Raw genomic sequence first — 26,050 nt, forward strand, 5'->3', positions numbered from 1 at the left:
GTCACCCCCTGAGTTCCAGCGCGCGATCATAGAGGGCGCGGCGGTCGAGACCGAGCTTCTTCGCGACCTCCCCAGCCGCCTTGGACAGGGGGAGGCGTTCCATCGCCTCCAGCAGCGCCGCGTCGGCATCCTCGGCGCTGGCGGGCGGCGCCTCGCCGGGGGGGCCGACGGTGACGACGATCTCCCCCCTGGGCGGGGCGTCGGCATAGCGGGCGGAGAGTTCGCTCAGCGTGCCCGTGGCGGTTTCCTCGAAGGCCTTGCTGATCTCCCGCGAGACGGCGGCTTCGCGGTCGCCCAGATGCTCCGCCATGGCGGCAAGGCTTTCCGACAGGCGCGGGCCGCTTTCGTAGAAGACGAGCGTGGCGCGCAGGGCAGCGACTTCGGCGAGGACGTCGCCCCGCGCCTTCTGCTTCGACGGCAGGAAGCCCATGAAGAGGAAGCGGTCGGTGGGCAGGCCCGACAGGGTGAGCGCGGCGATGGCGGCGCTGGGGCCGGGCAGCGTCGTGATCCTGCGTCCGGCGGCGCGGGCGTCGCGCACCAGCTTGTAGCCCGGATCGGAGATCAGCGGGGTTCCCGCGTCCGAGAGAAGCGCCACCGATTCGCGCGCCATCCGCTCGATCAGGCGGGCCCGCACCCCCTCCGCACTGTGGTCGTGATAGGGGACCATCGGCCGGTCGGACCCGGCATGGCGCAGCAGTCGTGCGCTGACCCGTGTATCTTCCACGGCGATCACATCGGCCAGACGCAGGACTTCGGCCGCGCGGGGGGTTAGGTCTGCAAGGTTGCCGATCGGCCCCGCAACGATGTAAAGCCCCGGTTCAAGCCTAGACGGTTCAGTTTCCATAAGGATGCCAGATGACAGAGACGGATGCCCCCCGGCAAGCGGACTTGTTCGCTTCGATGCGACGCGCCGGGCGGATTTTGTTCGCCGCGACGGCTTTGCTGGTCGCCGCCTGTCAGTCGATCGTGCCCAAGGGCCCCGGTCCGGCGCAGCCCAGCGGGCCGGTGCAGACGGGCCCCGACGTCACCGAAGGCCTGCCCACCGACACGCTGCGCCATCGCGTCGCGCTGCTGGTGCCGATGAGCGGTCCCAATGCCGGGGTCGGCCAGTCCATCGCCAATGCGACCACGCTGGCGCTGCTGGACACCAAGGCCGACAAGGTGCGCATCACCACCTACGACACCGGGGTCGGCGCGGCGGCGGCGGCGAACAAGGCGCTGGCGGACGGCAACAAGCTGATCCTGGGGCCGTTGCTGGCGGAGGATGCGCGGATCGTCGGCCCCATCGCGGCGCGGGCCAATGTGCCGGTCATCAGCTTCTCCAACGACACCAGCGTCGCCGGGAACGGCGTCTACATCATGGGCTACAACCCCAACCAGTCGATCGAACGGGTGGTGGAATTCGCCAGGGGCAAGGGCCTGTCCAAATTCGCCGCGCTGGTGCCCAAGGGAACCTATGGCGAGCGGTCTGGCACCGCCCTGTTGCGCGCGGTCGAGGGTGCGGGCGGGACCGTGGTGTCGATGCAGACCTTCGACCGCAGCCCCGCCTCCATCACGGCGGCGGTCAGGAAATTGCAGGCCTCCTCCAGCTATGACGCGCTGCTGATCGCGGACAGCGGCCGGGTGGCGGTGCAGGTCGCGCCGATCGTGCGGAAGAATGGCGGCGCGACGGCGCGGCTGCTGGGCACCGAATTGTGGAATACGGACAGCGGCTTGGCGTCCAGCCCGGTGCTGCGCGGCGCCTGGTTCGCCAGCGTGTCGGATGGCCTCTACCGCCAGCTCGCGACCAAATATCGGGCGCGCTACGGCAATGCGCCCTTCCGGTTGTCGGCGCTCGGCTATGACGCGGTGCTGCTGACCGTGCGGATCGCGCGCGACTGGAAGCCGGGGACGACCTTCCCGGCGGCGCGGCTGCGCGATGCGGGGGGCTTTGCCGGGATCGACGGCGCGTTCCGCTTCGGCCGGGACGGCATTGCGGAACGGGCGTTGGAAGTGTCGGAGATCGGCGCGGGCACCTTCACGGTCGTCGCGCCCGCGCCACGCGCCTTTGCCGAATAGCGTGCCGCGTGCTCCTGCAACGGCGGGAGCACGCGGCAGATGACGGTCAGGACGCGGTCCGCCCGGTCGGCAGGATCAATGGCCAGTCGCCGTCCGTTTCTATGCGCGCCGAAATGCCGTACACTTTGGCGAGATTCCCCGCCGTCAGCACGTCCAGCGGCGCGCCGTCGGCCACCGGCGCGCCGCGATCCATCAGCACCAGCCGGTCGCAATAGCGCGCCGCCATGCCCAGGTCGTGCAGCACGGTGACGACCAGCGATCCCGCCCGCGCCTCCGCCCTGAGCAGGTCCATGACGTCGATCTGATGCCCCGGATCGAGCGCGGCCAAGGGCTCGTCCGCGATCAGCGCGGGCGCGCCGACCGCCAGCGCCCGGGCCAGCAGCACGCGGGCGCGCTCGCCCCCCGACAATTCGGTCGCCACCCTGCCCTTCAGATGCAGTGCGTCGGCGCGCATCAGGGCGGCGTCGATCAGCGCCTCATCCTCCACGGAAAGGCGGGACAGCGGCCCCAGATGCGGCAGGCGGCCCAGCGCCACCAGCCGCTCCACCGCCAGCGGCCAGTGCAGCGTCTGTCCCTGCGGCAGATAGGCGATGCGCCGGGCGATCTGCTGCCGGCTGAGCCGCGCGCTATCGGCGCCGTCGATCAGGACGGAGCCGTTTTCCCGTTTCACAAGGCCCAGCATGGCGCGGATCAGCGTCGACTTCCCTGCGCCATTGGGACCGATGATGCCGACCAGCTCGCCCGGCCCGAGCGCAAGATCGACGCCGCTTACCGCCGGATGGCGGCCCAGCCTGACGGAAAGCCCCTGTGCGCGGATCGTCACCATAGCCGCCTCTCCCGCATCAGATGCATCAGGAACACCGGAACGCCCAGCAGCGCCGTCAGCACCCCCAGCTTGAGTTCGCTGCCGGTCGGTATCAGCCGCACGCCGATGTCCGCCAGCGTCAGCAGCGCCGCGCCGCCCAGCAGGGAGGGCAGCAATATGGCGGAGGGGGAGCGGTCTGTCAGCGGCCGCACCAGATGCGGCACGATCAGGCCGACGAAGCCGATCGCCCCGGACACCGCCACCGCGCCGCCGACGCCGATGGCGACGCCCAGCATCAGGCGGATGCGCGCCCGGCGAAGGTCGATGCCGAGCGCCTGCGCCCCATCCTCCCCCAGCGTCAGCGCGTCCAGCGTCCGTCCGTCCGCGATCAGCAGCGCCGCCCCCACCACGACGCAGGGCAGCGCGATCCAGACATGGCCGTAGGCGCGGTTTTCCAGGCTGCCCATCAGCCAGCTCATGATCTCCATGGCGGCGAAGGGATTGGGCGACAGGTTCAGCGACAGGCTGATCCCCGCCCCCGCCAGCGTCGCGATGGCGATGCCGGCAAGGATCAGCGTGAGCGGGCTTTCCGCGGGGCCCGCGAGCAGGAACAGCGCGGCGATGCCGATCAGGCCGGTCATGATGGCGAGCGCGGGAAGCGCCAGCGGATGCGCCTGCGCCAGCCCGAAATAGAGCGCGCCGACCGCGCCCAGCGCGGCGCAGTTGGATGCCCCCAGGACCGAAGGTTCGGCCAGCGGGTTGCGCAGATAGCCCTGAAGCGCCGCGCCCGCCAGCCCGAGCATCGCGCCGACGATCAGGCCAAGCAGCATGCGGGGCAGGCGCAGGTCGAGAAGGATGGCGCGGGCGACGTCATCGCCGCCGCCGCCGAGGACGGCGAAGATGCGCGCCGGGGAGAGCGGAACCGCGCCCAGAGTGAGGGAAGCAAGGGCGGCCAGCAGCGCCAGCGCCGTCAGCGTGGGGATCAGCAGCGGATGGCGCCGGGCGCTCATGGCTTGCGCGTCCTTCCCTGCTTGCTACAGCGTGCCGTGCTCCTGCGAAGGCGGGAGCACATTGGTTTGTTGAGGCACGATCCGGGAGCAGCAGCGTGCGGTGCAGAATGATCTTTACAACGTTCTGCGCCCTGGCCCTGACCGGCGCGGCGCCCGCCCAACCCCGGCGCATCGTGTCGCTCAACACCTGCGCCGACCAATATGTGCTCGCTCTGGCGGACCCGGCGCAGATCGCCGCGCTCAGCCCCTATGGGCACGACCCGGAACTGTCGGCGGCGGTCGGCAGGGCCCGCGCCTTCCGCACCCTCAAGCGCCCGGCGGAGGAAGTGCTGGCGATCCGCCCCGACCTGCTGATCGGCTTTCCTTCCGGCGGCAGCGTCGTCGGCGCGCCGCCGGGCCAGTGGCGGACCCTGGGGCTGGCGAGCGCGGACAGCTATGCCATGATCCTGACGCAGATCCGGCAGGTGGCGGCGGCGGTCGGCCATCCCGAACGGGGCGAAGCGATGATCGCCCGGATGAACCGCGACCTCGCCGCCCTGCCCCCGCCGAAGCGTCGCGGCGTCGCGGCCTATTATCAGCGGCGCGGCTATATGACCGGCACCGGCACGCTGGTCGACGACCTGATGCAGCGGGTGGGCCTGATCAATCTGGCCCGCAGGCTGGGCAAGCCGGCGCTGTCGCAACTGTCGCTGGAGGAGATGATCGCCGCCCGTCCGGACTGGCTGATCGTGGAGAGCGGCAGCGAGAAGGTGGTCGATCATGGGACGGAAATGCTGCACCACCCCATACTGCGCGCCATCCCGCGCATCCGCGTGCCGCAGGCGTGGACGGTGTGCGGCGGCCCCGCCTATGTCGAGGCGGCGCGGGGCATCGCAGCGCAGCTTGACGGCGCTGCGCACAAGGGCACAGCGCAGCTTGACGGCGCTGCGCACAAGGGCACAGCGCAGCGCAAGGACGCGGCGCGGGTGAACGCCGCGCCGCGTCATTAGGCTATTTTCAGAAGCGCACACGCACGCCGCCGAAGGCCGACCGGCCATAAGTGCTATAGCCATGGACCGTGGCGTATTTCTCATCGGTCAGATTGTCGATGCGGCCGTAGATTTCCAGATTTTCCCGGATCGGGAAAGACGCCCGGACGTTCGCCGTCGCATAGCCGTCCAGCCGCACCATATTGGTCGCATCGTTGAAGCTGTCGCCTACCATCGTCACCGTCGCGCCGGTCGACAGGCCGAAGGGCCAGACATAGTCCGCCGAAACGCTGACCGCATTGGCGGCGCGGCGCGGCAGCCGGGCGTCGGTATTGCGGTCGCGCGCATCGACATAGCTGTAGGCGGCGGTGACGGTCAGCGCATCGACGGGCCGCAGCGTCAGCATCGCCTCCACGCCCTTGGCGCGGGTGCGGTCCAGATTTCCGTAGAGCGAAGTCGCATAATCGAAATTGATCTGGTTGCGCGTAACGCGCCGGAACGCCGTCAGCGAGAGCATCGCCCGACTGCCCGCCAGGCTCTGGTCGAAACCGATGTCATAGCTTTTCGACCGCTCGGGCTTGAGTGCGCGGTTGCCGCTGAAGCTGTCGTAAAGCTGATAGAGGGAGGGTGCCTTGAAACCCTCACCATAGCTGGCCCGAAAATTGGTGGAGCCGCCATTGGGGGTGTAGTTCGCATTTGCACCGAAGGTCGTCGCGCCACCGAACTGGCTGTGATCGTCATGCCGGACGCCGCCGGTCAATGCGAGGCCCGCAAACGGCTTCACGACTGCGAGGGCATAGACGCTGTCGATGTCGGCCTTTGCCTTGCCCACGACTTTGTCGCCCGTGAAGAAATCATGATAGAAGAAATCATAGTCCGGCCGTTCATGCTCGTAACCGAAGATGAGCCGGGCCTGATCGACCGGTTGATAGACGCCTTCATATTCAAAGCGCAGATTGGTGCCGGAGAAGCCGTAATCCGGCGCCTCGCCCCGCTGGAGCATATAATCGCGGTCATTGCGGAACCAGGTGACGGCGGCGCGGTTGGTCAACTTGCCGTCGAACAAGGACAGGTTGAGACCCGCATAGCCGATATATTGGTCGAGCTTGCTGACATCGCTCGATTCCATCGGCGCACCGAAGAACAGGTCGGTGTTGAGATCGGCATGGATATAATAGCCGCGCAGGTCGAGGCTGAGATTGTCGGCAAAGGCCAGTTTCAGCTTCGCGTTGGTCGCGAGATTTTCGTAGCCGTCCTTTTCAGTGCCGTTGGCGGCGGCGGAAATGCCGTCGGTGTTGAAATAGGCGATGCCGATGCCGCCGGACACCATGCCAGTGGCACCGGAAATATCTGCCTTTGCATTCAGCGTGTCGGCATAGCCAAAGTCGACCGAGGCGTTGCCGGCCAAACCCTCTGCGGGCGCGCCCGTCATGATGTTGACGACACCGCCGATCGCCTGACTGCCATATACCACGGAATTGGAACCGCGCAGCACTTCGATCCGCCTTATGTTGCCGGTCAGCAGATTGCCAAAATCATAGGCATCGCCAATCCCGCTCGGATCGTTGACCTTTACGCCATCGATCAGCACCAGCGTCTGCGTCGTTTCCGCCCCCCGCAGTGAAACGCCAGTGACCCCGCCCACCGCATCGGCCCGATTGAAGCGCACCCCCGGCGTGGTGGCCAGCAGGTCGACGACGCTGACGCTCTGGCGGGTGCGGATGGTGTCGGCGTCGATGACCGTGACTGCCTGGCCGACCTCGTCGCGCGGCTGTTCGATGCCCAGCGCGGTGACGATGATCTCATCCTCCGCCAGGGCGGGAGCGGCCGCGAGCAAGGCGGCGATGGAAATGGAAATCCTCAACATGTCTATATTCCCCCTGAGCGCCGGTGCAACATGGCTCAGGGCGTCCGCTTGCGCGGCCGGACGGGGGAAATGGCCGGCGCCCGCGCCCTCCCCCCGCACCGATGCGGCCCTGCGCCGCTTCGTCGCTCAGACGGAGAACACCGTGCCATGGCCATACCCTGGACCAAGGCAAGAGCGACCATGCGCCGGCAGGTCTCCTGGCTCGCGGGTCAATGCGGCGATGCACGCCTTCCCGGACTTGCGTCCAGTGGCCGGCCCCTGGGCCGAAGTGCATCGCGCTCACCGCTTACAGTTGCAGGGACAGCCGCGGAATAGGACGGTTTCCCGTCCGCACCGCATTCCCGTTTTCAGCCCCCTTCGGGGCACCGGCGCGATCTTCTTTTTGCGCGCGAAGGCATTGCCCCGCCCGCGTCCCGCGCCATAAGGGAAAGCGGCGGCCATGCCAAGAGGCAGCCATGGAAGGAGATTGCATGCCGTTCGCCATCAGCCCCGCCGATGTCGAGGATGCGGCGCGGGTCATCGCCCCTGCCGCCATCCGCACGCCGCTGCTGGAAAATGCGGCGCTCAACGCCCGCTGCGGCCGGCGCGTGCTGGTGAAGTTCGAAGGCGCGCAGCACAGCGGATCGTTCAAGTTCCGCGGCGCCTACAACCGGCTGGCCCGCCTGGACGCGGCGGAGCGAAAGGCGGGGGTCGTCGCCTGGTCTTCGGGCAATCATGCGCAGGGCGTGGCCCTTGCGGCGCGGTTGCTGGGCATGGCGGCGACGATCGTGATGCCGGCCGACGCGCCCGCGATCAAGACGGCGAATACGCGGGCGCTGGGCGCAGATGTCGTGCCCTATGACCGCTTCACCCAAAGCCGGGAGGAAATCGCCACGAGGCTGGCGAATGAACGGGGCGCGGTGCTGGTGCCGTCCTTCGACGATCCCTTCATCATGGCCGGCCAGGGGACGATCGGGCTGGAGATCATGGAACAGGCCGCCGAAGCGGGGGCGGAGATCGGCCAGATCCTCGTCAATTGCGGCGGCGGCGGCATGGTGTCGGGAATTGCGACCGCCGTGAAGGCGCGCCAGCCCGGCGTCGCGATCCTGGCGGTGGAGCCGGAAGCGTTCGACGATACGGCGCGCTCGCTGGCGAGCGGCGTGCGGGAAAGCGTATCGCCCGATGCGCGGTCGATCTGCGACGCCCTGCTGTCTCCCGCGCCGGGGGCGCTGACCTTTCCCATCAACCGGGCCTATCTGTCGGGCGGCCTTACGGTGAGCGACGATCAGGTGCGCGACGCGATGCGCTTTGCCTTTTCGGCCCTCAAGCTGGTGGTGGAGCCGGGCGGGGCCGCGTCGCTGGCGGCGATGCTGGCCGGGCTGGCTCCGGATGCCGACGGGGCGAGCGTCGTGGTGATCTCCGGCAGCAATGTCGATCCCGACAGCTATGCCCGGATCATCGCGGGCGGCGCATGATGCGGCTGATGGGGGCGGTTCTGGCCGGCGGGCGGTCCAGCCGGTTCGGCAGCGACAAGGCGCGGGCGATGCTGGATGGGCGCAGCCTGCTGGAGCATGCGGTGGCGGCGCTGGGGCGGCAGGTCGAAACCGTGGCGGTCTGCGGCCGGCAGGTGGAGGGGATGATCGGGCTGGCGGATCGGCCGGCTGCGGACATGGGGCCGCTGGGGGGCCTGAACGCGGCGCTGCATCATGCGCGGGCGCTGGGTTATGACGCGGTGCTGACGACCGGATGCGACGTGCCCGCCTATCCGGACGGGCTGGCGGAGGCGTTGATCGGACAGGGAGCCGCCATCCTCAAGGGGCAGCAGCTGATCGGCTTCTGGCCTGCTTCGCTGGCTGGCGAGCTGGACGCGCATCTGGCGGAGGAGAATAACCGGTCGATCCGTGGCTGGCTGGAGCGGGTGGGCGCGCGGATCGTGGAGCGGCCGGAGTTCGTGCTGCCCAACATCAACCGGCCCGAGGATCTGGAGAGACTCACCCGGCCGGGTCGAGACGGTCGTCAGGCGTGAAGGCCAACATGCGCGGCGAGGTCGGCAGGCGCATGCGTTCCGGCCACCGCCTCCCCGATCAGCAGCAGGGTCGGGTCGTCGTCGCTGATCGTCCGCACCAGAAAGGCGAGCGCCGACAGCTTGCCCCGGATCAGGCGTTCATTGGGCAGGGAGACGTTGACCGCCACCATCACCGGCGTTTCGGGATCGCGTCCGGCGGCGATCAGGCAGCGGCCGATCTCGCCCGCCGCCGCGCGGCCCATATAGATGCCGAGCGTGCCGCCCGGACGGGCCAGCGCTTCCCAGTCGAGCCGCAGCGGCTCGCCCGCCTTCAGATGCGCGGTCACCAGCGTCAATCCCCGCGCCACCCCGCGCAGGGTGAGCGAGGCATGCCCGCTCGCCGCCGCCGCGCTGGCCGTGGTGACGCCGGGGCAGATGCGCACGGCAACGCCCGCCTCCGCCAGATGGGCGATCTCCTCCGCCGAGCGGCCGAAGACCGAGGGGTCGCCGCCCTTGAGGCGGACGACGCGGCGGCCCGCCCTGGCGGCCGCGAGCAGCAGGTCGTTGATGCTGCCCTGCGCCTTCGAATGGCGGCCCGAACGCTTGCCGACGCTGACCCGCTCGACGCCTGGGGGGATGAGGTCGATCACGCCCGGCCCGACCAGCGCGTCGTGGAAGACGACATCCGCCGCCGCGATCAGCCTTTCGGCCTTGCGGGTGAGCAGGTCCGGATCGCCCGGTCCCGCGCCGACCAGCCAGACCTGTCCGGGGGCGATGAGATCATTCGGCTGCATGAAGCGTCTCCTGCATGTTTTGGGCAAGGATATTGGCGAGCGCGGGCCGGCACGATCCGCAATTGGTGCCCGCGCCCAGCGCCCTGCCGATGGCGGGCACATCGACCAGTTGCCGTTCGCGGATCGCGGCGACGATCTGGTTGAGGCCGATGTCGAAGCAGACGCAGACGGTCGCGCCCTTGTCTCCAGCGGCGCCCGGTCCCCGCGCCGCGAGGACGGAGCCGCCCACCCCCTCTGCCTGCAACTGGCCGATCAGCCAGTCGCGCGAGGGCAGCATGCCGCTGCGCGTCACGAACAGCACGCCGTTCAGCCTGCCTTCGCCGATGGTCGCGATGCGGCGCGTGCCGCGCGATGCGTCCATCGCCTCGACGCGGTCGCCCTTCGGAAGAAAGGCGTCGAGGCGGGCGGGGTCGCCATTGCCGGCGATTTCGTAGAGCGCGCCGCCCGGCACGGCGATCCGGGTGGACCAGAGGCAGGGCAGCTTCACCGGCTGCCCGATCCCTTCCCGATCGCGCAGGATGAGGAAACCGCTCCACTCGGTCGCGACCTTCCCGATGCTGGCCGGGGTGGATTTGAAGCCGGGCTGGCCCGAATGGGGATCGACCAGCGGACGCGGGAGCAGGCCGGTGCGCCCGCCGCTGGACGTCTGGTCCGTCCAGTGGATCGGGGTGAAGATTTCGCCGCGCCGCTGGCCTTCGTTCAGGCTGACGCGGAAGATGCTGTTGCCCTGCGCCGTCTCGACGCGGGCAAGGTCGCGGTCGGCAATCCCCAGCGCCGCCGCGTCCCGCGGGTGAATTTCCACCAGCGGCTCTTCGCGATGGCGGGCGAGTTTCGGGGACAGGCCGGTGCGGCTCATCGTGTGCCACTGGTCGCGATAACGGCCGGTGTTGAGCGTCATCGGCCACTGTTTCAGCGGCTCCTGCATGTCCATCTGCTTCGTCAGGACCAGCCGCGCCCGGCCGTCCGGCGTCGGGAAGCGGCCGTCGGCAAAGGGCGTGCCGCCCCAGCGGAACGGCTCCATGGCGTCATAGGCATCATTGCCGATGGCGGCCCAGGCGCGCAGGTTCAGCACCCGCTGCCCATCATTGCCATAAGCGGTGAGGCGCGCATGTTCGCGCCAGATGTCGGCGGGCCGATCATAGGCGAAGGCATTGCGCCACCCCATGCGGCGCGCGACCTCCTTGACGATCCACCAGTCCGGCTTCGCCTCTCCGGGCAGCGGCAGGAAGGGGCGCTGGCGGCTGATCGTGCGGTCCGAATTGGTGACGGTGCCGTCCTTTTCCCCCCAGCCGGCGGCAGGCAGGCGGACATGGGCATGCGCGCTGCTGTCGGTGTCGGCCATGATGTCCGACACGACGAGGAAGGGGATCGCCTCCAGCGCCTCGCGCACGCGGCCCGCGTCGGGCATGGAGACGGCGGGGTTGGTCGCCATGATCCAGAGCGCCTTGATCCGGCCTTCGTTGATGGCGCGGAACAGGTCGACGGCTTTCAGGCCCGGCTTGGTGGCCATGGCGGGGGCGGCCCAGAAGCGGCCCACCCGCTCTACATTTTCCGGCGCGAAATCCATATGGGCGGCAAGGCTGGAGGCAAGGCCGCCGACTTCCCGCCCGCCCATGGCGTTGGGCTGGCCGGTGATCGAGAAGGGCGCCGCGCCCGGCTTGCCGATGCGGCCGGTGGCGAGGTGGACGTTGATGATCGCGTTCACCTGATCGGTGCCGCGGATCGACTGGTTGATGCCCTGGCTGAACAGCGTCACCGTGCGCGGGGTGGCGGCGAACAGCGTGTAGAACTGCTCCAGCAACGCGGGCGCGACGTCGCAGGTCTTCGCGGTCGTCCAGAGATCGTGCCCGGTGCGGACATGCTCCCAAAAGCCTTCCGGCGCGCTCACATGATCGGCGAGGAAGGCCGGATCGGTAAGCCCCTGCTGCGCTATCCAAGCCAGCAGGCCGTTCATCAGGGCAACGTCGGTGCCGGGCTTCACCGGCAGATGCAGATCGGCCCCTTCGCAGGTTTCGGTGCGGCGCGGGTCGATGACGACCAGTTTCGTGCCGCGCGCGGCGCGGGCCGCCTGGATGCGCTGATAGACGATGGGGTGGCACCAGGCGGTGTTGGAACCCACCAGCACGATCAGGTCTGCCTGCTCCAGATCGTCATAGCTGGCGGGCACGACATCCTCGCCGAAGGCCCGGTTGTATCCGGCGACGGCGCTGGACATGCAGAGGCGGCTGTTGGTGTCGATGTTGGAGGAGCCGATGAAGCCCTTCATCAGCTTGTTGGCGACATAATAATCCTCCGTCATGAGCTGACCGGAGACGTAGAAGGCCACGCTGTCCGGGCCATGACGATCGATGGTTTCGCGAAAGCGCCGGGCGACAAGGTCCAGCGCCTTGTCCCAGCCTGCCCGCCTGTTGCCGACCATCGGGTGCAGCAGGCGGCCGGTCAGCCCTGTCGTCTCGCCCAGATGCGTGCCCTTGGAACAGAGGCGACCGGCATTGGCGGGGTGAGTCTCGTCACCCCTGATCGTGACCGAGCGGGGGCCGGTCGGCGTCGCGGAGATGCCGCAGCCGACGCCGCAATAGGCGCAGGTGGTGCGGATGGCGCGCTCCATTCACCCCTCCCCTTCGGGTTCGCCTGTGGGGGCTGCCCCGGCCCCTCCCCTGAAGGGAAGGGGGTTTTTGCTGTGCCGGTTCACGCCGCCGCCCTCGCCTGCTCCGGCGGTGCGATTAGGATGCGGTCTCCTTCCATCCGCACCGCTATGGTCGGGGTGCAGCCCTTATCCCCGCCCTGCGCCTCGCCCGTTCTGAGGGCGATGGTCCAGTTGTGCAGCGGGCAGGCGACGCTGTGGCCGTGGACGATGCCCTGACTGAGCGGGCCTTTTTTGTGCGGGCATTCATTGACCAGCGCGAAGACATGGTCGTCGCCGGTGCGGAACACCGCGATTTCCTTCTCTCCTGCGATCTGCAGGGTACGGGCGCCGCGCTGGGGAATGTCGGCCAGCGTTCCGATGTCGATCCAGTCGGTCATGTCGTTCACTCCGCAGCGATGGCGCCAAAGGGCATTGGGGGTTCGAGGGGCTGGTGCAGTTCGCTGTCCGCACCGGCTGCGCGCTGCGCCCAGGGATCATCCTGGGAGAAGCTCTGCGAATAGAGGAAGCGGCTGCGGAGCGCCTCGCGGCCTGCTTCGTCCTCGACGATCCGGCTCTTCACATAGTCGACGCCGACGCGCTCTATCCACGGCGCGGTGCGCTCCAGATAGCGTGCTTCCTCGCGGTAGAGCTGGATGAAGGCGGCGCAATGATCGAGCGCCTCCTGCTCGGTCGCGACCTTGCAGAGCAGGTCGGTGGCGCGGACATGGATGCCGCCATTGCCGCCGACATGCAGTTCATAGCCCGAGTCGACGCAGACCACGCCGAAGTCCTTGATCGTCGCTTCGGCGCAGTTGCGGGGGCAGCCCGACGCCGCGATCTTGAACTTGTGGGGCATCCACGATCCCCAGGTCATCCGCTCGATCCTGACCCCCAAGCCCGTGGAATCCTGCGTGCCGAAGCGGCACCATTCGGACCCGACGCAGGTCTTCACCGTGCGCAGCGACTTGCCATAGGCATGGCCCGACACCATGCCGGCGGCGTTGAGATCGGCCCAGACGGCGGGCAGGTCTTCCTTCCTGATGCCGAAGATGTCGAGCCGCTGGCCGCCCGTCACCTTCACCATGGGCGCGTTGTACTTCTCGACCACGTCGGCGATGGCGCGCAGTTCCCTGGGGCTGGTGAGGCCGCCCCACATGCGCGGCACGACCGAATAGGTGCCGTCCTTCTGGATGTTGGCGTGCATCCGTTCGTTGACGAAGCGGCTCTGCTGGTCGTCCCGATATTCGCCGGGCAGCGCGCAGAGCAGATAATAGTTCAGCGCGGGGCGGCAGGAGGAGCAGCCGTCCGGCGTCGACCAGTGCAGCAGTTGCATGACTTCCGGGATGGAGCGCATATTCTGCGCCACGATTTCCCGCCGGACATCGTCATGGGTGAAGCTGGTGCATTTGCACAGGGTCTTCGGGCCGGACTGGACCTCATCGCCCAGCACGACGCTCAGCAGATTTTCGACAAGGCCCGTGCAGGAGCCGCAGCTTGCCGACGCCTTGCAGGTGGCGCGCACCGCGTCGAGGCTGCATGCGCCCTTTTCGATGCAGGCGACGACCTGGCCCTTGGCTACGCCGTTGCAGCCGCAGATCTCGGCATCGTCCGAGAGCGCCGCAACGGCCGCCTTAGGGTCCAGCGCGCCCCCTCCCGAGGCGCCAAGGGCGGCATAAGCCTGACCGAAGATCAGCAGGTCGCGAATGCCGCTGACATCCTCCTCGCGCTTCAGCAGGTCGAAATACCAGCCGCCATCGACCGTGTCGCCATAGAGCACCGCGCCGACGATCCTGTCGTTCCTGACGACGACGCGCTTGTAGATCCCGCGCGAGGCGTCGCGCAGGACGATGTCCTCGCACCCCTCTCCGCCCGAAAAGTCGCCGGCGGAGAAGACGTCCAGGCCCGCGACCTTGAGCTTGGTGGAGGTGACGGAACCCTTGTAGCCGCTATGCCGGTCGGTCAGGCCGTCAGCGAGGCTGCGGCACATCTCCCACAGCGGAGCGACGAGGCCGTAGACATTGCCGTCATGCTCGACGCATTCGCCGACAGCGAGAATATCGGGGTCGCTGGTGACCATATGGTCGTCGACCCTGATGCCGCGATCGACCTCCAGCCCGGCTTCGCGGGCGAGAGCGGTCGAGGGACGGATGCCCACCGCCATCACCACCAGACTGGCGGGGATGTCGCGGCCGTCCTTCAGCCGGACGCCCTCGACCTTGCCGTCGCCATAGATAGATTCGGTGTTGGCGCCGGTCAGGATGGTCTGGCCCCGGCCCTCCAGAGCCGACTTCAGCAGCCAGCCCGCCGCTTCGTCGAGCTGCCGCTCCATCAGCGTGTCCATGAGGTGGATGACGGTCACCTTCATGCCGCGCAGGGTCAGGCCATGTGCGGCTTCGAGGCCGAGCAGGCCGCCGCCGATCACCACCGCGTCGCCGCCCTTTCCGGCGGCCTCCAGCATGGCGTCGACATCCTTCATGTCGCGGAAGCTGATGACGCCGGGCAGGTCCTTCCCCGGAACCGGGATGATGAAGGGGTCCGACCCGGTGGCGATGAGCAGCTTGTCATAGCCGACGGTGCGACCCGATTGGCTCGTGACGGTCTTTCCGGCGCGGTCTATCGCCGTCACCGGATCGCCCGCGATCAGTTCGATATTGTTGTCGCTGTACCAGTCGCGGCTGTTGATGATGATGTCGTCGAAGCTCTTTTCCCCGGCCAGAACCGGCGAGAGCATGATGCGGTTATAATTTACATGGGGCTCCGCGCCCAAGATGGTGACGCGGTAACGGTCCCTGTCCCGCGCCAGCAGTTCCTCGACCGCGCGGCAGCCGGCCATGCCGTTGCCCACCACCACCAGATGTTCGCGAACATCGTTCGAAGGCGTGAAGAGCGCCTCTTCACTGGCCGTTTCCGGTCCGGCGTTGTTCTGAAAATCCATCCTTCGACTCCAGAAAAGAAAAAGGCCGCCATCCGGACCCCCGGTCCTGAAACCGGAAGTCTGGATGGCGGCCTTGCCATCATAAGCGCCTTGATCGTCCGTCTGTGGACCACCGCGGCTATGGAAGAAGGACAACCCTGTCCCTTGCATTGCAGCATATGCTCTTGACGATTCGGGTCAAGCGATTCCTCGCAGCACGATGTATTTTTGTTGCGGCGCCCCTGCGCCTTGCCGCAGGCGCGAAAAGGGCGGCGGCCTGTCGTGGGCCGCCGCCTCCCTCTCCTTGCCGTAAGCCGATCAGATGCGCGCCGCGCCGGTCCAGGTCGCGCGCCAGCGGGCGCGGACCAGCGTGATGCCGAGGAAGGCGGCCAGCGCAAGGCCCGCGAAGATCAGGAAGCCGGGCGCGAAGCTGCCGGTGAACTGTCTGGCGATGCCCAACGACGAGGCGAGATAGAAGCCGCCAATGCCGCCCGCCATGCCGACCAGCCCGGTCATAACGCCGATTTCCGCCTGAAAACGCTGCGGCACGAGCTGGAAGACCGCGCCGTTGCCGACGCCCAGCGCCAGCATCGCGGCGACGAAGAAGCCCAGGGCGGAGAGCAGCGTCGGCGCATAGGCGACCCCCGCCAGAGCCAGCGCGGCAGCGATATAGACCATCATCAGCGCCTTGACGCCGCCGATCCGGTCGGCCAGCGCGCCGCCCATCGGGCGCACCAGCGACCCGGCGAAGACGCAGCCGGCGGTGCAATAGCCCGCGACCACCGGGGTAAGGCCGAATTGATCGGTGAAGTAGATCGGCAGCGAGGCGGCCAGTCCCACGAAACCGCCGAAGGTCACCGAGTAGAAGCCCATCAGCCACCAGGCGTCGGCGCTTTTCAGCGGATGGAAATAATCGACCAGCCGCTTGGGCGCGGGCGCATCGGGCGCGTTGCGGGCCATGACCATATAGAGGATGAAGACGATGGTCAGCGGAATGCAGGCAAGGCCCAGCACCGCGTTCCAGCCGAACAGCCTGGCCAGCATCGGCGCGAACAGCGACGCCAGCACCGTGCCGGAATTGCCCATGCCGGCAAGGCCCATCGCCTTGCCCTGATGTTCGGCGGGATACCAGCGGCTGGCGAGCGGCAGCGCGATCGCGAAGCTGGCCCCGGCAAAGCCCAGGATCACGCCCAGCGCCAGCGTGCCGCCGAAGCTGTCGACGCCGAGAAGCCATGCCGTGAAGAGGCCGAGGATGACGATCGCCTGACTGATCGCCCCCGCCTGCTTGCAGCCGATCCGATCGACCAGCAGGCCGTTGACGACCCGCAGCACGGCGCCCGCCAAAGTCGGGACGGCGACCATCAGCCCCTTTTCGGCCGGCGTCAGGCCCAGGCTTTTGGAGATGGAGGGGGCCAGCGGCCCCAGCAGCACCCACACCATGAAGGCAAGGTCGAAATAGAGGAAAGCGGCGATGAGCGTGGGCGTGTGCCCGGCCTTCCAGAAACTGGTCTGGCCGGCTTCTCCTTCAACCCCCGGAGCCTGGTCCTCCGGACGCTCCCAATATGCAGTTGCCATGATGACGTCCCTCGAATCTTGTGAAATGGGCACGAAAAAAGCCGCTTCCGGACCTCGCTCCTGCGAAATTCGGCCAGCGGCTTTGCTGTATGATCGGAGGGAGAACGCGATCCCGACCTTGGGAAGGGCTCATCCCGGAAAACGCGCCTCGTCGCGCGACTCTCATCTTATCTCGCGATTCGATCCATGTTGCAAGGCACAAATTGGCGAGCGCGAGGGCGGGATTTCAGAAGCTGGCGAGGAAATCCTCGATCCGCTCCGGATCGAATATCCGGCCGTCGAAGAAACGGTCCGGCCCCAGCGTCAGTTCGCCCCGTTTCGATCCCACCGCGAGCGGAGAGGCCACCGCCCCTTCCACCTTCATGCTGGCGCCCGGCATCGCGACGTCGCTGTCCGCCAGCGCCCGGCGGAAGATGTCCGGCCGGAACACCGACGCGGCCCGGGCGGCATTGTCCGCGCTATGGTCCACCATCTTCCAGCGGACGAGCTGCGAATAGATCCACAGCGCCTGGCTGCGCCACGGAAAGGGCGTCGCCTCCCGCGAGAAGAGCATGAAATCGGGCATGGAGAGCGGCGCCATGTCGATGCGGGGCACGATCCTGCCCGACAGCGCGCGCAGGATCACCTCCGCAGGCTGGTCCACATATTGGGAGCGTGAGAGAAGATGCGCCAGCGCCTCCTGATTTTCCGGGTCGTCGCACCAGCCCGCCGCCCGCACCAACGCCCGCAGCAACCGGTCGACGCTGTCGGGATTCTCCTCCAGCCAGGGCGTGCGGAAAGCCAGCACCTTCTCCACCCCGCGCCGCCAGATGCGCTCGCCAATGGCCACGGCTTCGCCCAGCCCGGCATCCACGGCCGCGCTGCCCCAGGGTTCGCCCGCGATGAAGCCGTCAATCTCCCCCGCCCCGATCGCCTCCACCGTCAGCGAGGGGGGAAGCACGCGCAGGATGACGTCGCGATCCGGATCGACCCCCGCGCTCGCCAGCCAGTAGCGCAGCATGACGGAATGGCTGGAAAAGCGATGGACGACGCCGATCACCGGCTTGCGCTTCCAGAGGCCGATGGCCGCCGCGAAATCATGCGCGGTGCCCAGCGGATCGTCCAGCCGCGCCGCTATGTCCGGGTCCAGCGCCTGCGCGAACGCGCTCGCCATCACCAGCATGTTGCCGTTGACGTTGAGCTTGTAGGGCGCGGCAAGCGGCGCGGCCTGCTGGCTCAACCCCAGGGTCACGGCGACGGCGAGCGGCGCCAGCATATGGGCGGCCTGCACCTGGCCGAACACCAGCCGGTCGCGCAACGTCGCCCAGCTAGTCGTGCGGACGAGGTCGAGATGCAGCCCCTCCTCCTCCGCGAAGCCCCTTTCCCGCGCCACCGCCAATACGGCGGCGTCGGTCAGCGGCAGGAAGGCGATGCGCAGGTCGGTCGTCATCACATCCCTCCCAACAGGTCGCTGGCGGTGATGAGGGCCTGGGCGACGTCCACGATCTTCTTTCCCTGATTCATCGCGCTCGACCGCAGCAGCGCATAGGCGTCCGGCTCCGAAAGGCCGCGCTGGCTCATCAGGATGGACTTGGCGCGATCGACGATCCTGCGGTCGGACAGCGCGGTGCGCGCCTCGTCCAGTTCGGACTGCAATTTCGCGAAGGCGTTGAAGCGCCGCACCGCCAGTTCCAGCACCGGCTTCACCCTCTCCTTCCGCAGCCCGTCGACGACGTAGGCGGATACGCCCGCGTCGATGGCCGCGCCGATCATCGCCTCGTCGGACTGGTCGACGAACATGGCGATGGGACGGGCGAGCGCCCGGCTGACCGTCAGCATCTCCTCCAGCGTATCGCGGCTTGGGCTGCCCAGGTCCATCAGCACGACGTCCGGGGCCATGCGTTCCAGCCGCGCGACGAATCCGCCGCGCGGGGGGACGATATGAATATCGTCATAGCCCGCCTCGCGCAGCCCTTCCTCCAGAACCGTCGCGCGCAGGCCGCTGTCGTCGATGATGACGATTCGCATGAGACCCCAAGCCTTTTTCGCCACTCAGTGGCCGCGATGTTGCGCCGCGTCAATCGGGCGCGACCGACGACAATTGCCAAGGATGGCGCGCCGCTGTATGCCCGGTCCCGTTTCCCGGAGGATGACGTCATGGACAACTATCTGATCGCAAAGCCCAATCGCTCTGCCCTCAGGAAAGTTGCCGTCCATGCCCTCCATCGTCATTTCCCAGCTCGGCTGGTCCGCGCCTGACGGCACGGCCGTCCTTTCCGGGCTCGATTTTCGTTTCACCGCCGAACGACTCGGCCTTGTCGGACGCAATGGCGTCGGCAAGTCGACCTTGCTCGCCCTGATCGCCGGGCAACGCGCGCCCGCCAGCGGCACGATCCGCATCGACGGCGGCATCGCGACGCTGCGCCAGACCGTTCAGGTCGCCCCGGAGGAACGCATTGCCGACCTGTTCGGCGCGCGGGAGGCGCTGGCCCTGCTCGGCAAGGCGGAGCGCGGCGAGGCCGATATGGCGGAGCTGGAGGCCTGCGACTGGACGCTGCCCGGCCGGATCGAGGAAGCGCTGGCCTCCGTCGGGCTGGCGGCCGATCCCGACACGCCATTGCTGGCCTTGTCCGGCGGCCAGCGCAGCCGCGCCGCGCTGGCCGGAGCGGCCTTTGCCCGGCCCGACTTCCTGTTGCTGGACGAGCCGACCAACAATCTGGATGCCGAGGGGCGCGCTGCCCTGTCCGACCTGCTTTCGCGATGGAAGGCCGGCGCGATCGTCGTCAGCCACGACCGCGCGCTGCTGGAGCAGATGGAGGCGATTGCGGAACTGACGAGCCTTGGCATCCAGCGCTATGGCGGCAACTGGACCGCCTATCGCGAGCGCAAGGCGGTCGAACTCGCCGCGGCGGGCCAGCAACTGGAACAGGCCGAACGGCGCATGACGGACATCGCCCGCCGGACGCAGATCGCAGCCGAGCGCAAGCAGCGCCGGGACGCCGCCGGAGCGCGCAAGGGTGCGAAGGGCGACATGCCGCGCATCCTGATCGGCATGCGGAAGAACCGGGCGGAAGGGTCCGGCGGCGATGCCGCGCGATTGGCCGACCGCCTGCGCCGGGAGGCGGAGGAGGCGGCGCAGGCGGCGCGCAGCCGGATCGAGATCGTCGAAAGCCTGACCGTCGCCCTGCCCTCGACCGGATTGCAGGCGGACCGGCAGATCGTGCGGATCGACAGGGTGTCGGCGGGCTATCGCGCCGATGCGCCGGTGCTGCGCGACTTCAGCCTGCGGATCGACGGGCCGGAGCGGATTGCCGTCACCGGGCCCAATGGCGCGGGCAAATCGACGCTGCTGAAGCTGATTGCCGGTCTGATCCCGCCGCTGTCCGGCACGGTGCAGCTATCGGTCGATTGCGCGCTGCTGGACCAGGGCGTCGGCCTGCTCGACCCGCAGGCCAGCATTGCCGCCAATTTCGCCCGGCTGCACCCCCGCGCCACCGAAAATGCCGTGCGCGCGGCATTGGCGCGGTTCCGGTTCCGCGCCGATCTGGCGCTGCAGCGGGTGGGGACGCTCAGCGGCGGGCAGTTGTTGCGCGCCGGGCTCGCCTGCGTGCTTGGCGGCGACACATTGCCGCCGCTGCTGATGCTGGACGAGCCGACCAATCATCTCGATCTCGATTCCGTCGCGGCCATCGAGCAGGGGCTTGCCGCCTTCGACGGCGCGTTGATCGTGATCAGCCATGACGCCGCCTTTCTGGAAGCGGTCGGCATCGGCCGGGAGGTCAGCCTGGAATAGGCGCGCCGGTCAGTGCGCCGCCGAACGATCGACATTGCCGGTGGGGCGCGGGGCAAGCCACACCACGGCGGCGGCCAGGAACAGCACCAGCGCGGCGATGAAGAAGACATGGTTCATCGACACCACCTGCGACTGGGCGTCGACCAGATTGCCCACCGTCTGCCGCGCCTGTTCCTGCGTGAAGCCGCGGCTGGCCAGGTCGGCCATGGTCGCGTCGCCATGCAGCGTCCCGACCACCTCATTGCGCCACACCCGCTGCCCGTTCCCCCAGCCGGTCAGCACGATCGACGTGGAAATGGCGATGGCCAGCGTGCGCAGGAAATTCTGCATGCCCGCCGCAGAGGCGGTTTCCTCCGGCCGGACCGACCCCAGGGTCAGCGTCGTCAGCGGGATCATGAACAGGGGCATGCCGAAACCCTGGGCCAGTTGCGGAAGGGAGATCGTCCAGAAGTCCGCATCGGTGGTCCAGTGCGCCCGCCAAAGCGTCATCAGCCCGATCCAGGCGACGCCGGTCGAAATCATCAGGCGCACGTCGACCTTGCTCACCAGCCGCCCGACAATGGGCGCTACGAGCATGGCGGTCATCGCCGTGAACGCCGTCGCCAGCCCCGCCCAGGCGGCGGTATAGCCCATCGAAATCTGCAGCCATTGCGGGATGACGACGATACCCGCGAAATAGGCCCCGAAGCAGAGCGCGAGCGTGAACACCCCGGAGGTGAAGCCGATATGGCGGAACACGCGCAGGTCGACGATGGGATGTTCCTCGGTCAGTTCCCAGATCAGGAAGACGCAGAAGCCGATGGCCGCCAGCACCGCCAGCGCGACGATCAGCGGATCGCCGAACCAGTCATGGTCGCGCCCGATGTCCAGCATGATCTGAAGGCAGCCGATCCAGAAGATGAGCAGCGCAAGGCCGATATAGTCGATGGGCAGCTTCATCCGATCCGTCTCCACCGGGGGCAGCAGCACCATGGCGGCAAAGACGCACAGGGCCGCGATGGGCAGGTTGATGAAGAAGATCCAGTGCCAGCTCCAGTTGTCGCTGATATAGCCGCCGACGATGGGACCGAGCGCGGGGCCAAGCAGCGTCGTCATCGCCCACAGCCCCATGACGCGCCCGCGCTGTTCCGGCGGGAAGATGCGCATCAGCAGGGTCTGCGACATCGGCATCAGCGGCCCGCCGCACAGGCCCTGGCCGATGCGGCAGACGACGATCATGCCCAGCGTCATGGACAGGCCGCACAGCAGGGAGAACAGGCCGAAGCCCAGCATGCCGAAGGTGAACAGCCGCACGGCGCCGAAACGCTGCGCCAGCCAGCCGGTCAGCGGCACGCAGATCGCCTCCGCCACGGCGTAGCTGGTGATGATCCAGGTGCCCTGATCGGCGGAAATGCCCAGATTGCCCGCGACATGCGGCACCGAGACATTGGCGATGGTAAGGTCGAGCACGACCATGAAATTGCTGAGCGCCAGCGTCAGCCCCGCCAGCAGGCGATGACGGGGCGACAGTAGCGTGAAGGTTTCGGCCGGGCGGCTCACCACGGGCCTCCCTATTCGCCCGAAAGGTCGATTTCGGCTTCCATGGAAAGCCCGATGCGCAGGGGATGTTCGGCCAGTTCCCTGGGATCGAGCGCAATGCGCACGGGCAGGCGCTGCACCACCTTGATCCAGTTGCCGGTGGCGTTCTGCGCCGGGATCAGCGCCATCGACGCGCCGGTGCCGCCGGCGAAGCCGATCACCTTGCCATGATAGACGACGTCGCCGCCATAAAGGTCCGAAGTGACCTTGGCGGGCATGCCGACCTTCACCCGGCCGAGCTGGCGTTCCTTGAAATTGGCGTCGACATAGACCTGCGCGAGCGGCACGATGCTCATGATCGGGCTGCCCTGCGCGACGCGCTGGCCGACCTGCACCGACCGCCGGGTCACGACGCCGTCGATCGGGGCGCGGATGATGGAGCGGTCAAGGTCGAGCCGGGCATTGTCGAGCTTCGCCTTCGCGGCCAGCACGGCGGGATCGGTGTCGACGGTCGACCCGCGCACCAGCGCGTCATTGGCGGCAAGCTGGCCGCTGGCCGCGCCGCGTGTCGCCTCGGCCGTCGCCACCCCGGCCTTCGCCAGGTCGAGCGCCGCCTGCGCCGCGGCATAGGCCTTGCGCGCGCTGGTCAGTTCCTCGCCCGAGACGGCGCCGTTGGGGGCCAGCGCCTCCCGCCGACGGAGGTCGATGCGCGCCTTGTCGAAATCGGCCTGCGCCGTCGCGAGCTGGGCCCGCGCCTGGTTGATGTCGGCGCCGCGCGCCTCCACCTGCGCCGCCAGCGAGCCGCTGGTCGCGAGGGTCTGGCGGAAGCGGCGGCGGGCTTCGGCAAGGTCGGCCTCCGCCTGCGCCACGGCGATGCGGGCGTTGGTGGGGTCGAGCTTCACCAATATGTCGCCGCGCTTGACCGCCTGGGTATCCGTCACCAGCACTTCGACCGCCTGGGCGGAAATGAGCGGCGTCACCTGCGCCACTTCCGCATTCACATAGGCATTGTCGGTGCTGACATGATTGCGGCCGACCAGCAGGTACCAGAGGGCATAGGCCGCGCCGACGACCAATATGACCAGCGCCAGCCGCACGAGCCATTTCTTGCGGGTTTCCATGCGCCGGGCGGCGGCATCGGCCGCATCGTCGGCCTTGCTCGCTTCGGACGTGAATTCGGGCTTGGCGTCAGCCATGGGGCGTATCCTTGGGCAACTGGAGCGGGTTCTGCGCATCGCTGGCGGCAAAGCCGCCGCCCAGCGCGCGGATGAGGGCGATGTCGAGCGTGAAGGCGCTGGCCTCCAGCTCCGCGACGGTCTGGCGGGCGGCCAGAAGCTGGTCCTCCACGTTCAGCACGTCGAGATAGGTGTTGAGCCCGCCTTCATAGCGCTGGCGGGCGATGTCATAGGCTTCTTCCGACGCGGTCAGCGCCGCGCGGGCATCGGTCAGCCGCTGGTCCAGCGTCCGCCGTCCGGTCACGGCGTCGGCCACCTGCTGATAGGCGCCGAGCACGGTCCGGTCATAGCTGGCCACCGCCTCTTCATAGGCGGCGCGGACGCCGCGATACTGGCCGCTGAGCGCGCCGCCATGGAAGATCGGCAGGCTGACCGCCGGCCCCGCATTGCCGAACAGCGAATCCTTCTTGAACAGCGTGTCCGCGAAGGAGCTCGATCCGCCGGAGAAGGCGCCGTTCTGGAGCACCGTCTGATAGCCGAGCGATTGCACGCCGATCAGCGCGCTCAGGCGAATGGCCGGAAAGAAGTCGGCCCGCGCCACCTTGATCCGCTTGGCCGCCGCTTCGGTCCGGGCGAGCGCCGCGGCGACATCGGGGCGGCGGGCGACCAGATTGGTGGTGACGTCCGCCGGCAGGCCGAGCGGACCGGGTCTGCCGAGCCGGGGCCTTGCAATGGCGAGACCCCGGTCGGGTCCGGCGCCGATCAATGCGGCGATCTGATGCTGGCGGACGGCAATCGCCTGGTCGGCGGCGGCGAGCTGCGCCTTGGCGGAGAATAGGGTGGCGTCGGCCTGCCGCTCGCTGCCGCGCGTTTCCAGCCCGTTGGCGCGGCGGTCCGCCACCAGCTTCCGGCTGGCGGTGCGGATTTCCAGCGCGCGGGCCTGAATGTCACGCTCGTCATAGAGCCGGGCGAGATCGGCATAGGCATCGGCCACGCCGGCCGCCAGCGCCAGCCGGGCCTGCCGCGCATCGATCTCCGCCGCGCGGGCTTCCGAAGTCGCCGCCGCCAGCGCCGCCCGGTTCCTGCCCCACAGATCGAGGTCGAAGCCGAAATCCAGCGCCACGCGGCCGGTACCCAGCCAGCCCTTGGGAACGAACTCCTTGGGCATCCCCATATTATAGCTGGATTTGGTGACGCCGCTGCTGGCGTCCAGATCGACCGAAGGCAGCAACGGCGCGCCCGCCTGCTGCGCGGCGGCATTGGCCTGGGCGAAGCGGGCGGCGGCGGCGCTGACGTCCGGCGAACCCTTCAGCCCTTCCTCGATCAGCGCGTCCAGTTGCGGATCGCCATAGCCCTTCCACCAGCCTTCGGACGGCCATTGCGCGGAACCGTCGGCCTGAAGGCTGCGATCCGCCGCGATGCTGGCGGGCGCGCGCACGACCGGCTGGGGGCCAAGGTCGGGCACCGCCGCACAGGCCGACAGCAGCGCCACGCCCCCGGCAAGAAGCCCGGCGCGAGCGGAAGGGGGAAAGGGATTTGGAAGGCGACTCACGGGCATAAAACCGTACCAAATAGTATGAAATGAGCCTTTGCGCCTGATGCGAATCCTTGTCAACCAAAATAGCGTACTATATGGTACGATTTCATGACGGAGCCCATTCCCCCGATCAGCCGCCGCGAAGCGCGGCGCCGCGACCGGCGCAAGACCATATTGAAGGTCGCGTCGCGTTCCTTCATGGAAAAGGGCTATGCCGCGACGACCATGTCGGGGATCGCCGCGGCGCTGGGCGGATCGAAGGGCACCCTGTGGAGCTATTTCCCGTCCAAGGAAGAGCTGTTCGCCGCCGTTCTGGACGACGCGACCACCGCTTATCGATCGCGCCTCGCTGAAATCCTCGATCCCGACGGCGACCTTGCAGGCACGTTGCGGACCCTGGGCGTCAACCTGCTGACGAAGATCACATCGCCCGAAAGCGTCGCGCTATACCGGCTGGTGGCGTCCGAAGCGGGCCGCTTTCCCGAAATGGGGGCGATCTTCTACCAACATGCGCCGGGCAATACCCGGCGATTGGTGGCCGAATTCCTGGAAAGGGCGATGGATCGCGGCCTTTTGCGCCGGGCAGATCCCGAACTGGCGGCGCGCACCTTCACGATGCTGATGCTTACGGGCTGTCACCAGTCGCTGGTCTGGGGACAGATCGAGCGGGCGACGGCAGAGCAGATCGAGGCCGATGTCGACAATGGGCTGGACTGTTTCCTGCGCGCCTATGCGCCGGAGCCGCGTTAACCATTTCTTTGCCCGCCGATCCTATGCTGCGCGGTGGCAAGAGGTGGGACGTCATGCAATTCTGGAAACGCGACAGCATCAGCAGGCCGCAACAGGCGCAGGGTCCGGACGGCGGACGCGCGCCCCGGCGATTGCGCCTTCTGCTGGTCGATGAAGACGCCACGTCCCGCGGCGTCGTGGCGCGGCGGCTGTCGCATCTGGGCTATGACGTCGCGCTGGCGGAAAGCGGCTTCACCGCGCTCAACATGCTGGTCACGCGGCCGGTGGACATCATCCTGATCGACATGGGACTGGCGCTGCTGCCCGGCCTGACGACGATGCGGAAGATCCGCGCGGCGGGACTGGCCGAAAATGCCTGCTTCGTCATGATCGGCGGGCGGAACGACAGGGTGTCCGCGGTCGACGCGCTGGATGCGGGGGCCGACGACCATGTGGTGAAGCCCTTCGATTTCGACCTGCTGGATGCGCGGCTTCGCCATTTGTGCGCAAGGGCGGAGCAGGTCGGTGCGCTGGCGCGGCATAATGCGGAACTGGACGCGCGGATCGCCCGCCGCGCGCTGGAACTGGGCGAAACGCGCGATGCGCTGGCGGAGATGCAGGCGGACCGGGCGCGGCTGGTGTCCTCGATCCAGGCGCTGCATGACGAGATCGCCCGGCTCAACGCGGCACGGAACTAGGGCCTGAGGCCGTCATCCCG

General features: G+C 68.1%; 21 protein-coding genes and 1 riboswitch. Of the genes, 7 read left to right on the plus strand and 14 right to left on the minus strand.

The window, feature by feature from the left end:
* Nucleotide 1: 1 nt before the first annotated feature.
* Complete coding sequence (gene rsmI / locus LDB29_RS12795; protein ID WP_025547019.1) at nt 2–844, minus strand: 16S rRNA (cytidine(1402)-2'-O)-methyltransferase; 843 nt, start codon at nt 842–844, stop codon at nt 2–4.
* Nucleotides 845–855: 11 nt separating this feature from the next.
* On the opposite strand from rsmI, the gene LDB29_RS12800 reads away from it, so the two are divergent.
* Nucleotides 856–2,058, plus strand: coding sequence for a penicillin-binding protein activator (locus LDB29_RS12800; protein WP_025547021.1), 1,203 nt, complete (start codon nt 856–858; stop codon nt 2,056–2,058).
* A gap of 46 nt (nt 2,059–2,104) precedes the next feature.
* On the opposite strand, the gene LDB29_RS12805 is transcribed toward LDB29_RS12800, so the two are convergent.
* Both LDB29_RS12805 and LDB29_RS12810 read right to left on the minus strand, forming a co-directional pair.
* Nucleotides 2,105–2,884, minus strand: a complete 780-nt coding sequence (locus LDB29_RS12805) for an ABC transporter ATP-binding protein (protein WP_099186127.1) — start codon at nt 2,882–2,884, stop codon at nt 2,105–2,107.
* On the minus strand, nt 2,878–3,873 hold the full coding sequence (locus tag LDB29_RS12810) for an iron ABC transporter permease (protein ID WP_099186128.1): 996 nt from the start codon (nt 3,871–3,873) through the stop codon (nt 2,878–2,880). The genes LDB29_RS12805 and LDB29_RS12810 overlap by 7 nt, the downstream gene beginning before the upstream one ends.
* 107 nt (nt 3,874–3,980) lie before the next feature.
* On the opposite strand from LDB29_RS12810, the gene LDB29_RS12815 reads away from it, so the two are divergent.
* Nucleotides 3,981–4,862 carry an ABC transporter substrate-binding protein gene (locus LDB29_RS12815; RefSeq protein ID WP_373886266.1) on the plus strand — a complete coding sequence of 294 codons (882 nt, stop codon included), beginning with the start codon at nt 3,981–3,983 and terminating at the stop codon, nt 4,860–4,862.
* Nucleotides 4,863–4,869: 7 nt separating this feature from the next.
* Here the strand turns inward: LDB29_RS12815 and LDB29_RS12820 are convergent, their stop codons facing one another.
* A complete protein-coding gene (locus tag LDB29_RS12820; RefSeq protein WP_099186130.1) occupies nt 4,870–6,708 on the minus strand; it encodes a TonB-dependent siderophore receptor in 1,839 nt (612 codons plus the stop codon).
* A gap of 169 nt (nt 6,709–6,877) precedes the next feature.
* Nucleotides 6,878–7,093: riboswitch (cobalamin riboswitch) on the minus strand.
* An 85-nt stretch (nt 7,094–7,178) separates the two neighbouring features.
* On the opposite strand from LDB29_RS12820, the gene LDB29_RS12825 reads away from it, so the two are divergent.
* Together LDB29_RS12825 and LDB29_RS12830 are read left to right on the plus strand one after the other, a co-directional pair.
* Nucleotides 7,179–8,162, plus strand: a complete 984-nt coding sequence (locus tag LDB29_RS12825) for a threonine/serine dehydratase (RefSeq protein ID WP_025547028.1) — start codon at nt 7,179–7,181, stop codon at nt 8,160–8,162.
* Nucleotides 8,162–8,713, plus strand: a complete 552-nt coding sequence (locus LDB29_RS12830) for a molybdenum cofactor guanylyltransferase (protein ID WP_082166005.1) — start codon at nt 8,162–8,164, stop codon at nt 8,711–8,713. The genes LDB29_RS12825 and LDB29_RS12830 overlap by 1 nt, the downstream gene beginning before the upstream one ends.
* Here the strand turns inward: LDB29_RS12830 and cobA are convergent.
* The 7 genes from cobA to LDB29_RS12865 all read right to left on the minus strand — a co-directional run bounded on the left by cobA (nt 8,704) and on the right by LDB29_RS12865 (nt 18,608).
* Nucleotides 8,704–9,486 (minus strand): uroporphyrinogen-III C-methyltransferase, encoded by a 783-nt coding sequence (cobA, locus tag LDB29_RS12835; RefSeq protein WP_099186131.1) that lies wholly within the window; start codon nt 9,484–9,486, stop codon nt 8,704–8,706. The two genes, LDB29_RS12830 and cobA, sit on opposite strands and share 10 nt — an antisense overlap.
* The gene (locus tag LDB29_RS12840) at nt 9,473–12,094 is read right to left on the minus strand and encodes a nitrate reductase (protein WP_257554316.1); all 2,622 of its coding nucleotides are present in this window, start codon (nt 12,092–12,094) and stop codon (nt 9,473–9,475) included. Before LDB29_RS12840 ends, cobA begins: the two co-directional genes overlap by 14 nt.
* Nucleotides 12,095–12,174: 80 nt before the next feature.
* Nucleotides 12,175–12,510, minus strand: coding sequence for a nitrite reductase small subunit NirD (gene nirD, locus LDB29_RS12845; RefSeq protein ID WP_044662769.1), 336 nt, complete (start codon nt 12,508–12,510; stop codon nt 12,175–12,177).
* A gap of 5 nt (nt 12,511–12,515) precedes the next feature.
* A complete protein-coding gene (gene nirB, locus LDB29_RS12850) occupies nt 12,516–15,047 on the minus strand; it encodes a nitrite reductase large subunit NirB (protein WP_257554319.1) in 2,532 nt (843 codons plus the stop codon).
* Nucleotides 15,048–15,344: 297 nt separating this feature from the next.
* Nucleotides 15,345–16,601, minus strand: a complete 1,257-nt coding sequence (locus LDB29_RS12855; RefSeq protein WP_025547037.1) for a NarK/NasA family nitrate transporter — start codon at nt 16,599–16,601, stop codon at nt 15,345–15,347.
* Between the two features lie 226 nt (nt 16,602–16,827).
* Nucleotides 16,828–18,030, minus strand: a complete 1,203-nt coding sequence (locus tag LDB29_RS12860; protein WP_025547039.1) for an ABC transporter substrate-binding protein — start codon at nt 18,028–18,030, stop codon at nt 16,828–16,830.
* Nucleotides 18,030–18,608: an ANTAR domain-containing response regulator gene (locus tag LDB29_RS12865; protein ID WP_025547041.1), complete on the minus strand. Its 579-nt coding sequence runs from the start codon at nt 18,606–18,608 to the stop codon at nt 18,030–18,032. Before LDB29_RS12865 ends, LDB29_RS12860 begins: the two co-directional genes overlap by 1 nt.
* A gap of 187 nt (nt 18,609–18,795) precedes the next feature.
* Between LDB29_RS12865 and LDB29_RS12870 the strand changes: the two genes are divergently transcribed.
* Nucleotides 18,796–20,373 (plus strand): ABC-F family ATP-binding cassette domain-containing protein, encoded by a 1,578-nt coding sequence (locus LDB29_RS12870; protein WP_025547042.1) that lies wholly within the window; start codon nt 18,796–18,798, stop codon nt 20,371–20,373.
* 9 nt (nt 20,374–20,382) lie between these two features.
* On the opposite strand, the gene LDB29_RS12875 is transcribed toward LDB29_RS12870, so the two are convergent.
* Genes LDB29_RS12875 through LDB29_RS12885 form a run of 3 tightly spaced genes read right to left on the minus strand, consistent with a single transcriptional unit; the run spans nt 20,383 to nt 24,624 of the window.
* Nucleotides 20,383–21,912 (minus strand): DHA2 family efflux MFS transporter permease subunit, encoded by a 1,530-nt coding sequence (locus LDB29_RS12875; RefSeq protein ID WP_257554323.1) that lies wholly within the window; start codon nt 21,910–21,912, stop codon nt 20,383–20,385.
* Between the two features lie 11 nt (nt 21,913–21,923).
* Complete coding sequence (locus LDB29_RS12880; protein WP_257554325.1) at nt 21,924–23,087, minus strand: EmrA/EmrK family multidrug efflux transporter periplasmic adaptor subunit; 1,164 nt, start codon at nt 23,085–23,087, stop codon at nt 21,924–21,926.
* Nucleotides 23,080–24,624 carry an efflux transporter outer membrane subunit gene (locus LDB29_RS12885; protein WP_025547047.1) on the minus strand — a complete coding sequence of 515 codons (1,545 nt, stop codon included), beginning with the start codon at nt 24,622–24,624 and terminating at the stop codon, nt 23,080–23,082. Before LDB29_RS12885 ends, LDB29_RS12880 begins: the two co-directional genes overlap by 8 nt.
* 87 nt (nt 24,625–24,711) lie before the next feature.
* Here LDB29_RS12885 and LDB29_RS12890 point away from each other — a divergent pair, with 87 nt between their 5' ends.
* Complete coding sequence (locus LDB29_RS12890) at nt 24,712–25,353, plus strand: TetR/AcrR family transcriptional regulator (protein ID WP_025547049.1); 642 nt, start codon at nt 24,712–24,714, stop codon at nt 25,351–25,353.
* A gap of 53 nt (nt 25,354–25,406) precedes the next feature.
* Entirely contained in the window at nt 25,407–26,030 is a 624-nt protein-coding gene (locus LDB29_RS12895) for a response regulator transcription factor (RefSeq protein WP_025547051.1), read from the plus strand.
* Nucleotides 26,031–26,050: the final 20 nt, after the last annotated feature.

The organism is Sphingobium sp. CFD-2 (assembly GCF_024611135.1).
GTDB lineage: Bacteria > Pseudomonadota > Alphaproteobacteria > Sphingomonadales > Sphingomonadaceae > Sphingobium > Sphingobium fuliginis.

What these genes read in the sequence shown, in the direction of transcription:
- rsmI (WP_025547019.1), bottom strand. Translation starts at nt 844, where the DNA reads ATGGAAACTGAACCGTCTAGGCTTGAACCGGGGCTTTACATCGTTGCG.
- LDB29_RS12800 (WP_025547021.1), top strand. Translation starts at nt 856, where the DNA reads ATGACAGAGACGGATGCCCCCCGGCAAGCGGACTTGTTCGCTTCGATG.
- LDB29_RS12805 (WP_099186127.1), bottom strand. Translation starts at nt 2,884, where the DNA reads ATGGTGACGATCCGCGCACAGGGGCTTTCCGTCAGGCTGGGCCGCCAT.
- LDB29_RS12810 (WP_099186128.1), bottom strand. Translation starts at nt 3,873, where the DNA reads ATGAGCGCCCGGCGCCATCCGCTGCTGATCCCCACGCTGACGGCGCTG.
- LDB29_RS12815 (WP_373886266.1), top strand. Translation starts at nt 3,981, where the DNA reads ATGATCTTTACAACGTTCTGCGCCCTGGCCCTGACCGGCGCGGCGCCC.
- LDB29_RS12820 (WP_099186130.1), bottom strand. Translation starts at nt 6,708, where the DNA reads ATGTTGAGGATTTCCATTTCCATCGCCGCCTTGCTCGCGGCCGCTCCC.
- LDB29_RS12825 (WP_025547028.1), top strand. Translation starts at nt 7,179, where the DNA reads ATGCCGTTCGCCATCAGCCCCGCCGATGTCGAGGATGCGGCGCGGGTC.
- LDB29_RS12830 (WP_082166005.1), top strand. Translation starts at nt 8,162, where the DNA reads ATGCGGCTGATGGGGGCGGTTCTGGCCGGCGGGCGGTCCAGCCGGTTC.
- cobA (WP_099186131.1), bottom strand. Translation starts at nt 9,486, where the DNA reads ATGCAGCCGAATGATCTCATCGCCCCCGGACAGGTCTGGCTGGTCGGC.
- LDB29_RS12840 (WP_257554316.1), bottom strand. Translation starts at nt 12,094, where the DNA reads ATGGAGCGCGCCATCCGCACCACCTGCGCCTATTGCGGCGTCGGCTGC.
- nirD (WP_044662769.1), bottom strand. Translation starts at nt 12,510, where the DNA reads ATGACCGACTGGATCGACATCGGAACGCTGGCCGACATTCCCCAGCGC.
- nirB (WP_257554319.1), bottom strand. Translation starts at nt 15,047, where the DNA reads ATGGATTTTCAGAACAACGCCGGACCGGAAACGGCCAGTGAAGAGGCG.
- LDB29_RS12855 (WP_025547037.1), bottom strand. Translation starts at nt 16,601, where the DNA reads ATGGCAACTGCATATTGGGAGCGTCCGGAGGACCAGGCTCCGGGGGTT.
- LDB29_RS12860 (WP_025547039.1), bottom strand. Translation starts at nt 18,030, where the DNA reads ATGACGACCGACCTGCGCATCGCCTTCCTGCCGCTGACCGACGCCGCC.
- LDB29_RS12865 (WP_025547041.1), bottom strand. Translation starts at nt 18,608, where the DNA reads ATGCGAATCGTCATCATCGACGACAGCGGCCTGCGCGCGACGGTTCTG.
- LDB29_RS12870 (WP_025547042.1), top strand. Translation starts at nt 18,796, where the DNA reads ATGCCCTCCATCGTCATTTCCCAGCTCGGCTGGTCCGCGCCTGACGGC.
- LDB29_RS12880 (WP_257554325.1), bottom strand. Translation starts at nt 23,087, where the DNA reads ATGGCTGACGCCAAGCCCGAATTCACGTCCGAAGCGAGCAAGGCCGAC.
- LDB29_RS12885 (WP_025547047.1), bottom strand. Translation starts at nt 24,624, where the DNA reads ATGCCCGTGAGTCGCCTTCCAAATCCCTTTCCCCCTTCCGCTCGCGCC.
- LDB29_RS12890 (WP_025547049.1), top strand. Translation starts at nt 24,712, where the DNA reads ATGACGGAGCCCATTCCCCCGATCAGCCGCCGCGAAGCGCGGCGCCGC.
- LDB29_RS12895 (WP_025547051.1), top strand. Translation starts at nt 25,407, where the DNA reads ATGCAATTCTGGAAACGCGACAGCATCAGCAGGCCGCAACAGGCGCAG.